Origin of the sequence: Nostoc sp. C057 (genome assembly GCF_013393925.1) — a bacterium.
GTDB lineage: Bacteria > Cyanobacteriota > Cyanobacteriia > Cyanobacteriales > Nostocaceae > Nostoc > Nostoc muscorum_A.
In genome coordinates this window covers 5074405-5086833 of record NZ_CP040281.1, presented here as the reverse complement: position 1 = coordinate 5086833, position 12429 = coordinate 5074405, and the positions used below count along the sequence as shown (strand labels likewise).

Below are 12429 nucleotides of genomic sequence, written 5' to 3'. Positions count from 1 at the left end.
TGCCTTTGGGAAGATTTTCAGCAAGTTTAGCCAATAAACAGCGAAAAAAAGCAGACATTATTTAAAAACAAAGGCTGGCTTGAATTTATGCGTTGTAACTCCCATTTTTTGGCGATAACATAGAAATAGGTTTATTTCCAGCTTCTCAAACCGCCTTTGGCGTGAGTTTTTTTTATGGAGATTCAATTAATCAACATCGGCTTTGGTAACATTGTGTCTGCTAACCGAGTAGTTGCAATTGTCAGTCCAGAGTCTGCCCCGATTAAGCGGATTATTACCGATGCGCGGGACAGAGGTCAACTGATTGATGCAACTTACGGTCGTCGGACTAGGGCTGTAATTATTACCGATTCCAGCCACGTAATTCTGTCAGCAATTCAGCCGGAAACGGTAGCGAATCGCTTTGTAATTTCCCGCGATCATCAAACTGTAGATAATTAACACTAGATTATTCCTACTCCTCTTTGTACCGTATCAGCAGTACGATGTGAATTAGATAAGTTTTCTGTCACCCTTGCTACAAATTCCTTAGTCACTAGTGGACTTGGCCGGGAACACAAGACTAATGAATAATATCTATTGATTGATTCACAGGTTGAGGGGATAATGCCAGTTTTACCCATACAGAGTAGTGCTACCACAGAAGAATGCTTACATTTAGGCAGATTGATTGTTTTGACTGGCCCTAGTGGGGTTGGTAAAGGCACTTTAATGCGATCGCTCCTACAACGTCATCCAGAACTTTATTTTTCCGTATCCGCAACGACTCGTTCTGCCCGTCCAGGAGAAATCGATGGCAAAAATTATTACTTTGTCAGCCGTAGTAAATTTGAACAATTAGTGGCTGAAGGTGAGTTTTTAGAATGGGCAGAATTTGCTGGTAACTATTACGGCACTCCCCGTGAAGCTGTACTTAACCAAATTCAATCTGGCAAGTTGGTAGTGCTGGAAATTGAGTTAGAAGGCGCAAGACAAATTCGTGCTTCCTTCCCCAGTGCCCTGAGCATTTTTATCTTACCGCCTTCTTTTGATGAACTGGAGAAACGGATACGCTCTCGTGCCCAAGACTCTGAAGAAGCGATCACCCGTCGTTTACTCCGTGCCCAAGAAGAAATTCAAGCCGCAGATGAATTTGATATTAAAATCGTTAATGACGATTTTGAAACTGCTTTAAATGACATTGAAACGGTTTTGTTTAAATAAGTTTGGAGAGACGCGATTAATCGCGTCTGTACAGGAGTTAGAAGTTATGAATTTTAACTCCCAACTCCTAACTCCTAACTCTTCATCTCTAAATTAACCAAATAAACCTTGAATTACCCCTAGATTGCTAGTCAAAAAGTAAGCAACTACTGCACCACCAATACCACCAATTAAGAAAGAACTGGCAAAGTTGTTCCAGCTTTCTTTAGAGTTAAAAGCATCTACCGGGGGATTTGGTACGGTAACGCTAGGAAGTGCTTTGGGTGGATTGCTATTAGCATACAAGGATAGACAAGCGGTGAGCAAAACCACCAAGCCGATGGCTCCCAGTAACCCAGCCAAATTAGCGTTAGCTGTATCTCGCAGTGGGCCCAATTTGGCGAAGGGGCCAAATAGCAAGTAACCATGAGCCTGTCCAACTTCTAAACCGCGTCTAGCAGGAGACAGACCTGGGCGATAGGCAGGTAAGTTATTAATGAACCACTTGCTCAAGGGAGAAGCATTAACCGGGGTTTCTAGGTTTCCCAGTTGGGGATCGCGAAATGCAGGAAAAACAACTTCCCGATTTCTGGGATCGCTGGGGAGATTTTTTGATGCGTCTACAGCTTGTGCCATATTTTATGTTCGCCTCTAAATTTAAAATGGTGGCATTTTTATATTAATAATAATTGTAGCTAGAGATGTCTTTTGGCTAAGAAGTTTAGAAAAATTAATTTAGCTACTTTTAAAAGTATGAAACTCGCGATCTGTAAACAGGATCACGAGTTTCAAAAAACTCTTTGTGCTGCCTATTTTGGTGATAATTCTGCTTAACTAAGCTGAATACATCAACTACATAATTTTAGGAAAAACACAAGAAATTCAACTGTGCTAAATTCCATTTTCTACCTATGGCAGTGGGTGGAAAAGTAAATCGGGGAAAAAGCGGTTGAATTCAATCAAGATACCTGCTGTGATTGTCAGCCAGATGGTAGCTGCCACAGGCGCTGTGGAAATAAACTTAATCAAATATGATGATTGATCGCCTTTGTCTGCCATGAATTTATTCTCCAAAACGAATGAATTAGTTAAGCTGATTTAGCGTGGGGAAACAGTGATTTCTGAATCTTTGGCTGCTAATTTTCCAGAGAGAAACTCTTGCAGTGCTGCTACTGGCCAAGTAAAGCCTGACGCAATTATAGGGAGTGCCAAACCAAGATCGATTTGGATTTCTTTGAGTTCAGTGTCAGATTCCTTTTTGATTGCTTGCAGATAGGTACGACCTACCCAGCCAATCCAACCAGCAATATATAGAAACAGAATGCTGGGGATCAAAAAGTCACCAGCCCGATCTAGGCGACCATCAACAATTAAGTGGGGGTAGCCTTCAGGACCGCACAGCGCCTGAGAATAACGCTCAAACCGCTTTTTCCCTGATTGGGGATCGGCGGTGGTATTACGGGCATTAGCTGCTAGCTCTTGAAAAGCGGGATTGTCTTTGCAGGGTGTCAAATTAGCCCCTAAAGCTTGTGCTGGGGAGGCAAAATTGAACCAAAGACAAATCGCTAACATCAAAGCAAACAATCGTCGCATAGAGTTGTTTCCTTTTATTACAAAACAAGAAGTTCTTTGTACAAAACGAAGCGGCTTGTACAGCTGTTTATTTGCATAACTAGGAAGTCATCATACTCTTGGGTGGGAACCGAGTAAAGTTTAAGTAAATAAAAGTTAAAGCTTCTCAACCAAAATAGAGTCTGAAGTCTTGAGTGCTGAGTATAAGAATTGTTGTTGTAGGGTAGTAAAGAAGCAAGATTTTCTCTTGATTACTCTGGACTCCAGACTCAGCACTCATTACTTTAAATGACAACCGTTTTAGCAATAGAAACCAGTTGTGATGAAACTGCCGTCGCAATTGTTAACAATCGTAAAGTTTGTAGCAGTATTGTCGCCTCGCAAATTCCAGTCCATCAGCAGTATGGTGGGGTAGTGCCGGAAGTCGCATCTCGCCAGCACTTGGAAACGATAAATGTTGCGATCGCACAAGCCTTAGAGCAAGCCCAGCTAGACTGGGGACAAATTGACGCAATTGCCGCCACTTGTGCCCCTGGACTCGTAGGAGCGCTCTTGGTGGGGTTAACTGCTGCCAAAACCCTAGCAATGGTACACAACAAGCCATTTTTGGGAGTTCATCACCTCGAAGGTCACATTTATGCAACTTACTTGAGCGAATCAAGTTTAAATCCCCCTTTCTTGAGTTTATTAGTTTCTGGCGGACATACAAGCTTGATTTTCGTCAAAGATTGTGGTAGTTACGAAACACTGGGGCAAACTCGTGATGATGCTGCGGGTGAAGCCTTTGATAAAGTGGCGCGATTATTAAAGCTAGGTTATCCCGGTGGGCCAGTAATTGACAAGTTGGCACAACAAGGAAATCCCCAAGCCTTTCCTCTCCCAGAAGGAAAAGTTTCTTTACCTGGTGGGGGATTTCATCGTTATGATGCGAGTTTTAGTGGGTTAAAAACAGCTGTATTGCGTTTAGTGCAGCAATTAGAGAAAGATGGTGGACAAGTGCCAGTGGCAGATGTAGCAGCTAGCTTTCAGGAAACTGTAGCGCGATCGCTAACCAAAAGAGCGATCGCCTGTGCCCTAGACTATGGTCTAGATACAATTGCCATTGGTGGCGGTGTAGCAGCTAATAGTGGGTTGAGAAAAAACCTCCAAGCTGCCGCCATTAAACATAACCTCCGCGTCCTATTCCCACCTCTGAAGTTTTGTACCGATAACGCCGCCATGATCGGCTGTGCCGCCGCCGATCATCTATCTCATGGTCATACATCGTCTCTTACACTAGGCGTTGAGTCTAGGTTAGCGCTGACCCAAGTGATGAAGTTATATCACCCTCTTGAGTAGTCATTTGTCCTTTGTCCTTTGTCCTTTGTCCCTTTGTAACCACCAATGACCAATGACCAATGACCAATGACCAATGACTAATGACTAATGACTAATGACTAATGATTATCGACCGAATGCGATCGGCCACTTCATCCGGCTGTTCCAACATAGCCAGGTGTCCGCAATTAGGAATTTCCAGAACATTGTCACCACAGTATTGGAACAGTCTGTGAAAGCTAGCTAAATGGCGTACATACTTGGGTTCCATAACCTTATCCTCAGCACCAGCCAAAAAATAAACTGGCTGCTTCAGTTGAGATACTAGCTCAGGTAAACGATTGATTTCTTCCTCCGTTGTGGAATCTAACAGAGTTCCTAACGCTGCTTCTGGGTCAGCCACAACGAAATCAATCAGCCTTTGACGTGCCCAATGGCGGTCTAAAGGACGCACTACACTGGCTCTCGTAAACAGCAAATCAATCAAAGGCACTTGGGAGAGCCAACGCGGGCGGACTTGCAAAAATTTCTGACCCGCCGAGCGAAACTGCTCAAAAGCTTCTTTCAGGTAAATACCACCGCCAGCATTAATACAGATAACTCCCTTGATACAATCAGGCATTTGATCTGCTCCCCAAAGAGCGATCGTACCTCCCAAGGAGTGACCAATTAGCCAAGCACTATTAATATTCAGCTGTTTTAGGAGAATGGCTAAATCCTGAGCATAAGCAACAGGAGTATAAAGAGAATCGATTGGTAAACCAACCGCACTATTCGAGATGGGCATCAGACTTAGAGACCCTTGTGCCCGACTAAAATCGGTTTGTACCGGGGACTGGGATTCACCAAAACCCCGCAAATCATAGGAAAGGCACTGCAAATCATCTGATAGGCGGGAAATCACAGGTTGCCAATATCCACGGCTATTGAGCCAACCGTGGATAAATACTAAAGCGTGGGGGCAGGAAGTGGGAGCCGTTAGCTCGTATGCGTGTGGAACGCCCAAGATTTCGATAGTTGCCATGTTTATATCGTACCCCGAAGGGCGGGTGCGACTAAATACGGAATAGTAAGAGAGACGTGATTAATCTCGTCTGGACAGGAGTTAAGAGTTAGGAATTGTTAATTTTTAATTACGAATTACCTTAGCGTAGCGGGGCGTTCGCTTTTAGCGTCTCGCAGAGAAGCCCATTACGAATTATTTAACTCATAACTCCTCACTTTTCTCATTTCCCCAGCAACCTCTGTCGCACTCCTTCGGCAATTTTGTGACCGAGATATTCAGGAATAAGGCTTTCATTTGGCCCCAATAAGTAGAGAATTAGCCGTGTACGTCCACGCCAAACCAATAAATTGGCATTGACTACCAGCAGGTCTTCCTGCCAGATGGCGTACATCACTTTGTAGAATAATCCTGGTTGATTATCGGCTTCAATCACCAAGGCAGGGAGATGAAAGACCGGATCGACATAGAACTCAGTTTGTACCTGCTCTAAGCCAGTATCAAGATTAAATTCTACAGCCAGCATCTCTTCTACCTCAAACCGACCTCCTAAAGCCTCGCGGATGGCACGACAGACATTTTCTGCGGTTTTCTCGGTCAAGGCTTTACTACCACGAGATACCAACAATTTGATAAAAACTAACATTGGCGGACGAATCTGACCGTATAGGCTCAGACCGTGAATAGTCAACCCATAAGCTGCTAGTACACCAAAAATATCGCTGAGGAGAAAAGACTGGTTACGGTAAGCAAAATGCAAAGCACTTTTACTACCTTCCGGTTTCAGTTCAATCACAGCGCGTCTAGTTTTATACAGACGGTAGGCTAGGCGCAAATTTTGCAGTTGAATCTCACTGCTGACGAATTGCTCATAAAACTGGGGAAACGCTCGGTTAAAGCGCTTTAGAAGTTCCAGTGTTGAAGATTTTAAACCAGAAGCCATTGTTAAGGGTAAGACTCGCTTGCTTTCATCACCTGGGGACTAGGGGCTGGATGTTGGGGACTAGGGAAGAATTTTCCCAAATACTCAATCTCTTGTATACAATTCACTCCTAAGCTAACCTGCATTTAAGCTCTATACGAGCAATTATCAGGATTTGGTTTTCCATATTAAATTTTGCATTCTAAGCAGAGACTTCTGACCATCATAACTTCGGTGTCCAATTCCTTTAGCCAACAAGAGGATGAGTGAATAAGGAGTGATTTTGAATTTTGAATTAGTTTATATCCTTACTTTTGGGGAATTTCTCCTAGCCTTTACAACAAAATGCTAAAGTTGAAAATGATTGGTGTGAAACACGCTCTAAATAGCTGTTACCATTGCAAATCCCGAAAACAACCGAAAAATTTTGAGTGTAAGGGGTAGCAAATGGAGGTAGCTATGTTAAACGTGAATCAACACTCCTGAGAGTGGAAACCAATTTAGTTATACTACCCGAACCACGTTGGCATGGGTTTTTGGAAAACTTGGTTTAGTACTCCTGAATCTGTAGCGACAACTAGGACAAACCCTTTTGAAGAACGTGTGGATGCTGCGGGCAACTCCAACCCCAGCAGCATTAGCGAAGCTTCTTCAAAGGAAACTCGCATCGTCTTCAGTACGGAGCGAGATATTGACCTGTATGAGCTAGAAGAACTCTGTGATGCAGTTGGTTGGTCGCGTCGTCCTCTAAGAAAAGTGAAAAAAGCTATTGAGCATAGTTTTCTTGTCGCCTCAATGTGGCAGGTGAGAGGAAACCAAAAGCGGCTCATTGGTTTTGCCCGCGCTACCTCAGATCACGCGTTTAATGCCACTATTTGGGATGTCGTGGTTCACCCAGACTTTCAAAGTCAAGGACTGGGTAAAGCACTGATGAAATACGTTCTCAAAAAACTGAGAAGTGAAGAAATTAGTAATGTCACTCTCTTTGCAGATCCCCATGTTGTAGATTTCTACCGGACTATGGGGTTTATGGCTGATCCAGAAGGCATTAAAGGCATGTTCTGGTATCCTCACTAGCGCTCAATCAAAATAAAACCCGATTTGCATAAGAAAATCTATTATTTTGATGTAATTTTGAAAGGTTCAGCCGACAAGGGCGCAAGTATATATCTTGTAGAACTAAGTCGGCAAAAAACCTTTATCGGTGTAAAAATCTAAAATCTAATCTATCTTGTTCTTAGCAAAGGAAAAAAGATTAGGCATAAGCCGTATGATGTGATATACTGACCTTAATGCTTTTGGTAAAGCGCGATCGCTTTGATGGGAAACTAAAACCAAACTTCCAAAAGTAGATGAGTATAACCGGGATGTAGCGCAGCTTGGTAGCGCGCCTGCTTTGGGAGCAGGATGCCGCAGGTTCAAATCCTGTCATCCCGATTTAAGTGATATGTTTAACAGCTAAAGTAAATTAGAAAAGTTTACTTTCTAGGCAATGCAATTAAATTGGACATTTTTACGGATAATCGCAATTTGCCTGTTATAGTTTTGGATTAACTGTTGAAGCCTAACAAGCAAATTTCACCCTAAAGCAGTAAGATATTCCTGATACTGAGCTTTGTATCGATTTGAGAAGATATTAAAGCAAGCGCGATGGAACGATTGATTAAGTAATAGCGTCACCCGATCTTAGAGAAAGCCGATAGAATGGCATTTATCATATCCAAGGTCGAGAGACTAAGAAACTTTTCACCGTTTGAGAAGACATATAGTAGGCATCTACAGCATTTCGTGTTGAATAGCAAAGCGAAATCGAGAAGAACACAACTTTAGTACTGTCGATTTGTGAAAACGATACTATAGCAACCCTCAATAGCTGGGGAATATTGGATTTTGACCGTTGATGCTTAACACTAAACCTCAACGCGCACAATGAATTTTTCCCAACTGAAATAGATTGCTATATAACTAAAGCTAGTTGGTGCTGTGCAAATCCAACCATTTGTTTAATTTAATTAGATTATTGATGCGAGGAGCAGTCATGAAATCATTTATTCGCTTAGGCGCAACATTGGGTATAGCTGGTAGTGTATTTTTAGCGGGACTTTCAGGAATAGGCAATCTACCGGGAATAGGCAATCTAGAGGCGGTAGCCTTGCCACAAGATCAGATAGTGAAAAAGCTCCAAGAAGTACCTGTATTCACCCTTACTAATCCTAAAGGCGAATTCGTAGTTCTTTCGAGGAAAAACAACGCGTCCAAGCCGATCTCACAAGTAGGATTTTTTATTAGCAAGCAAGATGCTCAAAAATTCCTTGATAATCGGCTCAAAAAAGAAAATCCCCAATTGGCAAGCACTTTACAGGTGAGACCTTTATCCCTGGCAGACTACTATAAAATAGTCCAAGAAAGCAAAAAGAAATCAGACTCTGTAATTTATACTTTAGTGCCGACGCAAGCACAGGTAGCTTCAGCAACAAGTATGCTGAATCAAAATGGTAAAAAAGGGGAGCAATTCAATGGGATTCCCTTATTTGTACCCAAATTTAAGAAAGATAATAGCTATTTGACCATTCCCCTGGCAAAAGGCAACGAGCGATTCATCCCATTTTTCTTTGAAAAAGAGCAAGCAGTGGCTCTGTTAGACCAATTCAAAAAAGCCGTGCCCAAGGAAGCAGAGAACACTGAAATTCAGGTAGTAGATTTGTACGGTGTTATGGAGGCTCTCAATAGCAGCAGCGACCCTAGTATCAATAAAATTGTTCTGTATCCATCACGAGAGTCCATCAATTTTATTCGCTCACTTGCGCCGAATCAATCGCCAGCTGCTGCGCCCGCTCCGAAAAAATAACGGTTATGTACTCCAAGGTTGAGGCATGGGGGAGAAGCATCTGATAGTTTCTGGTTTAAAACTTTGGCAGTGGCGAAATGCAGCCCTTAAAGCAGCGATCGCCACTGATGTCCCAACAATGGAGGTAGATTGGCTGCTCTTAGAAGTTGCTGGGTTAGACCGCTTGGCACTGCGTTTGGAGTCTTTTAAAAACTGGCCGCAAATTCAGCTGCAATTACCTCTAGAAAAGTTAGACCAGCTATGGCAGAGGCGATTAAACGATCGCTTACCAGTGCAGTATATTGCCGGAGTGACACCTTGGCGTAACTTTCAAATCGCGGTGTCAAGTGCCGTTTTGATTCCTAGACCAGAGACAGAGAGCTTAATTGATTTAGCTTTAGCAGCAAGCGGTGTCTCAGGGCATTGGGCAGATTTAGGTACTGGGAGTGGAGCGATCGCCATCGGATTAGCAGATGTCTTGCCAAAAGCAACAATTCATGCAGTTGATTACAGTTTAGAAGCTCTAGCGATCGCCCGAACCAACGCTGCTAATTTGGGTTTTGCTGACCGGATTAAATTTTATCAAGGTTCTTGGTGGGAACCACTAGCATTTCTCAAAGGTCAGTTTAGTGGTATGGTGTCGAATCCTCCTTACATACCCACCAGCACCTTAGCTACATTGCAACCAGAAGTAGTTAACCATGAACCACATCTAGCTTTGGATGGTGGCGGTGATGGTTTAGATTGCATTCGCCATTTGATAGAAATTTCTCCCAGTTATTTACAATCTGGCGGTGTATGGTTAATTGAGATGATGGCAGGACAGGCGGATGTAGTGCGAAAACTTTTGCAAAATCAAGGTAGCTATTGTAAGATTCAAATTCACGCTGATTTAGCTGGAATTGAACGCTTTGCCCTTGCCTACAAAAGTTAGGAAATAGGGTATGGAGCATGGGGCATAGCGCATAGGGAAAATGCTCCATACTCTATACCTGTACCCATAAAAATGACACAAGTTTCTTTAACAAATCTCATAGCTGGCGCACGGGCTGGTCTTTTGGTAAGCTTTCCTACTGATACTGTTCCTGCACTTGCGGCGATACCAGAAAAAGCCGGGTTAATTTTTACGGCGAAGCAACGCAGTCAAGACAAACCTTTGATTTTGATGGCTGCTAGTGCTGAAGATTTGTGGCTCTATGTTAAAGGTAGTAAAAACGAGTATAAAGTTTGGCAAGAACTAGTTGAGAAACATTGGCCAGGAGGGCTGACATTAGTTTTGCCAGCAAGTGAACGATTGCCAAAAGTCATGAACCCTATCGATCCAACGACAATTGGTATTCGAGTCCCGAACAGTGCGATCGCTCAAACTATTTTGGCGCAAACAGGCCCCCTTGCTACCACTAGCGCTAATTTTTCCGGTCAGCCACCTTTGCAAACGATGGCAGAAATTGAGACTCAGTTTCCCCAGGTTTTGACTCTAGAATGTCAGGGTGAAAAAGCAGCAATGGGAATACCTTCCACCGTTGCTAAATGGACAGGCATAAATTGGCAGATTTTACGACAAGGTGCGATAAAGTTAGATTTTTCGAGTGATAAATAAATATAGGTAGTTATAATGTTGTTTTCCTGATTTTCACAACAGATAAATCTGGAACTTTAGTTTGCGCTGTTGTGGTCAATTAACAAGTTAATAATTGCCTAATTATGAATTGGAGCAACTGGATATATCTAGGAGCAGGACTCGCACTAGGTATGATTTTCTATCGGTTATTTGTGCTATGGTTACGCCCGCCGCAGGCATCAGCAAATTTTTCACCTAGCTCATCCCTAATAGCGCCATTAGATCAAGAGGAGATGCCACTGATATCACAACAGCTACAGCAAACGCAGCTGGCATACTTTATGGCAAGGGAAATGAGCCAGTTTAAAGCTGGTTTTTTGGCACGAACTACCCATGAATTGCGATCGCCTCTCAATGGTTTGATTGGCTTGCATCAATTAATTTTGTCAGATTTATGTGAAGATCCGGCTGAAGAACGAGAATTTATTGGCCAAGCTCACGAACGAACGCTGAAGCTCCTCAAGCTGATAGATGAAATTCTCACCGTTGCGAGAACGGAACACGGTACTAATAAATTAGATATTCAGCCCCGACCGTTAGCGCAAATTTTGGAAGAGGTTCATAAATTAACTTATATGCTGGCGGCTAATCGCAATTTTCCCTTGCAATTGTTACCCGCCGATCCAGAAATTTATGTTTTAGCAGATTATCTCTGGCTCCGCCAAATATTGATCAGTTTAATAGACACTGCCATTACTCAAATGGAGGAAGGCAGTATTTGTATTTCTAGTAATACCCTACCTACAAATAACTTTGTAACCATTTGGCTGGATATTCCAACTCATGCTGTACCTTTGAGCGAGCCGATTGATTTGCTCAAATCTGATGAGCAGCAGATCCAGATTGATCAAAAGGCTGCTCTTTCCCCAGGAATGAGACTATTAATCAATCAGACTTTAGTGGAAGTTATGGGAGGAAAGTTAGAAATCCTGCCTTCGACCATTGCCAAGGAACCACATCAGGAGATTACCAGACTACAAATCTCTATCCCCCTAGTGATTCCTGAAGCTGAACTTCTGTAGCAGAAACAAAAACACGGTTAGCTAGATTATGTAGCACCATTGTAGTGGTGGTGTTGGTTTGAAAACCCATCTTTTCGTAGAAGCCCTGCCGGTGAGTAGTCATCAGATAAACGCGCTCAACCCACCTCATGCGGGGATGACACAAAACGGTTTCTACTAACTTGCTTCCCAACCCACTACTTTGATACTCTGGATGAATGACAACATCCCAAATTGTGGCGCGATATATGCCATCAGATGTTGCTCTAGCAAAGCCAATGAGTCGATCGCTATCCGAGACATAAATCACTGGTTCACTATTGGCAATAGCTATACCTAAATCTTCAATACTGCGTCCCTTTGCCCAGAAAGCTGAAACGTTTAACAGTTCTTGCAGTTGGTAAAGGTCAATTTCAGATTTGCGTTCGCTAAATTGAATCTGAGACTCGTTCATTTATGGCATCCACTTTTGGCAATACTTTGTATATTTAAGTCATATTTTGCTAAAAATTGCTGTACGTGTATATGTATATGCAACGAAAAAGAAAAATTAATGACAAACCCACTTCCACAGAGGATGACTTGGCCCCTGCTGACGTATCCGATAAACTTGTTTTTCTAAACGTTGTTTTTCCGGCTTCGGGAGTCCAAATAAGATATTCCGACTTTGCCAAACTAAAACAGCAGCAGTCATCCCAATACAAAAGGCTAAACCCAAGGTAGACAGTGGATGGTAGAAGAGTCCATATCGCACCGCTACCCAGGTAAAATATTGTTGCCACAGAGAAATTTCTGAACGTAGACCCCACAAGCTAACAGGCGCAATGGTGAGCCACAAACAGCCGACAAACAGCCATCTACCGTATAATGTCAGCCTATGTAGCCTTTGTACTTGTTGAATAAAGGATGCGTCAGAGTTCTCAAATTCTGGATTAGGGATTAATGGTTCTTCAGGTTGATCCATAGAAGAATAAAATTCCAAAG

At 42.8% G+C, this 12429-nt stretch carries 15 protein-coding genes and 1 tRNA gene; 9 read left to right on the top strand and 7 right to left on the bottom strand.

From position 1 onward, the window contains the following. The first annotated feature begins 174 nt into the window (after positions 1-174). Positions 175-441 (top strand): extracellular matrix/biofilm regulator RemA, encoded by a 267-nt coding sequence (remA, locus tag FD724_RS21695; RefSeq protein WP_012410221.1) that lies wholly within the window; start codon positions 175-177, stop codon positions 439-441. Between the two features lie 165 nt (positions 442-606). Next, positions 607-1203, top strand: a complete 597-nt coding sequence (gene gmk, locus FD724_RS21690; protein WP_179074065.1) for a guanylate kinase — start codon at positions 607-609, stop codon at positions 1201-1203. 93 nt (positions 1204-1296) lie between these two features. Here the strand turns inward: gmk and FD724_RS21685 are convergent, their stop codons facing one another. The 3 genes from FD724_RS21685 to FD724_RS21675 form a co-directional block, all read right to left on the bottom strand. After that, positions 1297-1818, bottom strand: coding sequence for a photosystem I reaction center protein subunit XI (locus tag FD724_RS21685; protein ID WP_114081156.1), 522 nt, complete (start codon positions 1816-1818; stop codon positions 1297-1299). 273 nt (positions 1819-2091) lie between these two features. Further along, positions 2092-2241 (bottom strand): photosystem I reaction center subunit IX, encoded by a 150-nt coding sequence (gene psaJ, locus FD724_RS21680; protein ID WP_012410218.1) that lies wholly within the window; start codon positions 2239-2241, stop codon positions 2092-2094. A gap of 39 nt (positions 2242-2280) precedes the next feature. After that, entirely contained in the window at positions 2281-2775 is a 495-nt protein-coding gene (locus FD724_RS21675) for a Photosystem I reaction center subunit III (RefSeq protein WP_114081157.1), read from the bottom strand. A 267-nt stretch (positions 2776-3042) separates the two neighbouring features. Here FD724_RS21675 and tsaD point away from each other — a divergent pair, with 267 nt between their 5' ends. Next, positions 3043-4092, top strand: a complete 1050-nt coding sequence (gene tsaD / locus FD724_RS21670) for a tRNA (adenosine(37)-N6)-threonylcarbamoyltransferase complex transferase subunit TsaD (RefSeq protein ID WP_179074064.1) — start codon at positions 3043-3045, stop codon at positions 4090-4092. A gap of 91 nt (positions 4093-4183) precedes the next feature. Here the strand turns inward: tsaD and FD724_RS21665 are convergent, their stop codons facing one another. Beyond that, positions 4184-5095, bottom strand: a complete 912-nt coding sequence (locus FD724_RS21665) for an alpha/beta fold hydrolase (RefSeq protein WP_179074063.1) — start codon at positions 5093-5095, stop codon at positions 4184-4186. A 202-nt stretch (positions 5096-5297) separates the two neighbouring features. Beyond that, a complete protein-coding gene (locus FD724_RS21660; RefSeq protein WP_012410214.1) occupies positions 5298-6017 on the bottom strand; it encodes a hypothetical protein in 720 nt (239 codons plus the stop codon). A gap of 507 nt (positions 6018-6524) precedes the next feature. Between FD724_RS21660 and FD724_RS21655 the strand changes: the two genes are divergently transcribed. The 6 genes from FD724_RS21655 (at position 6525) to FD724_RS21630 (ending at position 11466) form a co-directional block, all read left to right on the top strand. Beyond that, entirely contained in the window at positions 6525-7073 is a 549-nt protein-coding gene (locus FD724_RS21655; RefSeq protein ID WP_114081160.1) for a GNAT family N-acetyltransferase, read from the top strand. Between the two features lie 286 nt (positions 7074-7359). Further along, positions 7360-7433, top strand: a tRNA-Pro gene (locus tag FD724_RS21650). Between the two features lie 601 nt (positions 7434-8034). Then, positions 8035-8844: a Tic22 family protein gene (locus FD724_RS21645; RefSeq protein ID WP_159402533.1), complete on the top strand. Its 810-nt coding sequence runs from the start codon at positions 8035-8037 to the stop codon at positions 8842-8844. Positions 8845-8869: 25 nt separating this feature from the next. Continuing rightward, entirely contained in the window at positions 8870-9757 is an 888-nt protein-coding gene (prmC, locus tag FD724_RS21640) for a peptide chain release factor N(5)-glutamine methyltransferase (protein ID WP_114081162.1), read from the top strand. Positions 9758-9829: 72 nt separating this feature from the next. Then, a complete protein-coding gene (locus tag FD724_RS21635) occupies positions 9830-10423 on the top strand; it encodes an L-threonylcarbamoyladenylate synthase (protein ID WP_179074062.1) in 594 nt (197 codons plus the stop codon). A gap of 104 nt (positions 10424-10527) precedes the next feature. Further along, positions 10528-11466: a sensor histidine kinase KdpD gene (locus FD724_RS21630; RefSeq protein WP_114081164.1), complete on the top strand. Its 939-nt coding sequence runs from the start codon at positions 10528-10530 to the stop codon at positions 11464-11466. On the opposite strand, the gene FD724_RS21625 is transcribed toward FD724_RS21630, so the two are convergent. Further along, the gene (locus FD724_RS21625; protein ID WP_179074061.1) at positions 11429-11899 is read right to left on the bottom strand and encodes a GNAT family N-acetyltransferase; all 471 of its coding nucleotides are present in this window, start codon (positions 11897-11899) and stop codon (positions 11429-11431) included. The genes FD724_RS21630 and FD724_RS21625 overlap by 38 nt on opposite strands. 96 nt (positions 11900-11995) lie before the next feature. Continuing rightward, a complete protein-coding gene (locus FD724_RS21620; protein ID WP_179074060.1) occupies positions 11996-12409 on the bottom strand; it encodes a hypothetical protein in 414 nt (137 codons plus the stop codon). Positions 12410-12429 lie beyond the last annotated feature (20 nt).

Coding starts and splice junctions, on each gene's coding strand:
- FD724_RS21665 (WP_179074063.1), bottom strand. CDS start 5,095: ATGGCAACTATCGAAATCTTGGGCGTTCCACACGCATACGAGCTAACG.
- FD724_RS21625 (WP_179074061.1), bottom strand. CDS start 11,899: ATGAACGAGTCTCAGATTCAATTTAGCGAACGCAAATCTGAAATTGAC.
- FD724_RS21660 (WP_012410214.1), bottom strand. CDS start 6,017: ATGGCTTCTGGTTTAAAATCTTCAACACTGGAACTTCTAAAGCGCTTT.
- remA (WP_012410221.1), top strand. CDS start 175: ATGGAGATTCAATTAATCAACATCGGCTTTGGTAACATTGTGTCTGCT.
- FD724_RS21655 (WP_114081160.1), top strand. CDS start 6,525: ATGGGTTTTTGGAAAACTTGGTTTAGTACTCCTGAATCTGTAGCGACA.
- FD724_RS21685 (WP_114081156.1), bottom strand. CDS start 1,818: ATGGCACAAGCTGTAGACGCATCAAAAAATCTCCCCAGCGATCCCAGA.
- prmC (WP_114081162.1), top strand. CDS start 8,870: ATGGGGGAGAAGCATCTGATAGTTTCTGGTTTAAAACTTTGGCAGTGG.
- FD724_RS21620 (WP_179074060.1), bottom strand. CDS start 12,409: ATGGATCAACCTGAAGAACCATTAATCCCTAATCCAGAATTTGAGAAC.
- FD724_RS21645 (WP_159402533.1), top strand. CDS start 8,035: ATGAAATCATTTATTCGCTTAGGCGCAACATTGGGTATAGCTGGTAGT.
- gmk (WP_179074065.1), top strand. CDS start 607: ATGCCAGTTTTACCCATACAGAGTAGTGCTACCACAGAAGAATGCTTA.
- FD724_RS21635 (WP_179074062.1), top strand. CDS start 9,830: ATGACACAAGTTTCTTTAACAAATCTCATAGCTGGCGCACGGGCTGGT.
- tsaD (WP_179074064.1), top strand. CDS start 3,043: ATGACAACCGTTTTAGCAATAGAAACCAGTTGTGATGAAACTGCCGTC.
- psaJ (WP_012410218.1), bottom strand. CDS start 2,241: ATGGCAGACAAAGGCGATCAATCATCATATTTGATTAAGTTTATTTCC.
- FD724_RS21675 (WP_114081157.1), bottom strand. CDS start 2,775: ATGCGACGATTGTTTGCTTTGATGTTAGCGATTTGTCTTTGGTTCAAT.
- FD724_RS21630 (WP_114081164.1), top strand. CDS start 10,528: ATGAATTGGAGCAACTGGATATATCTAGGAGCAGGACTCGCACTAGGT.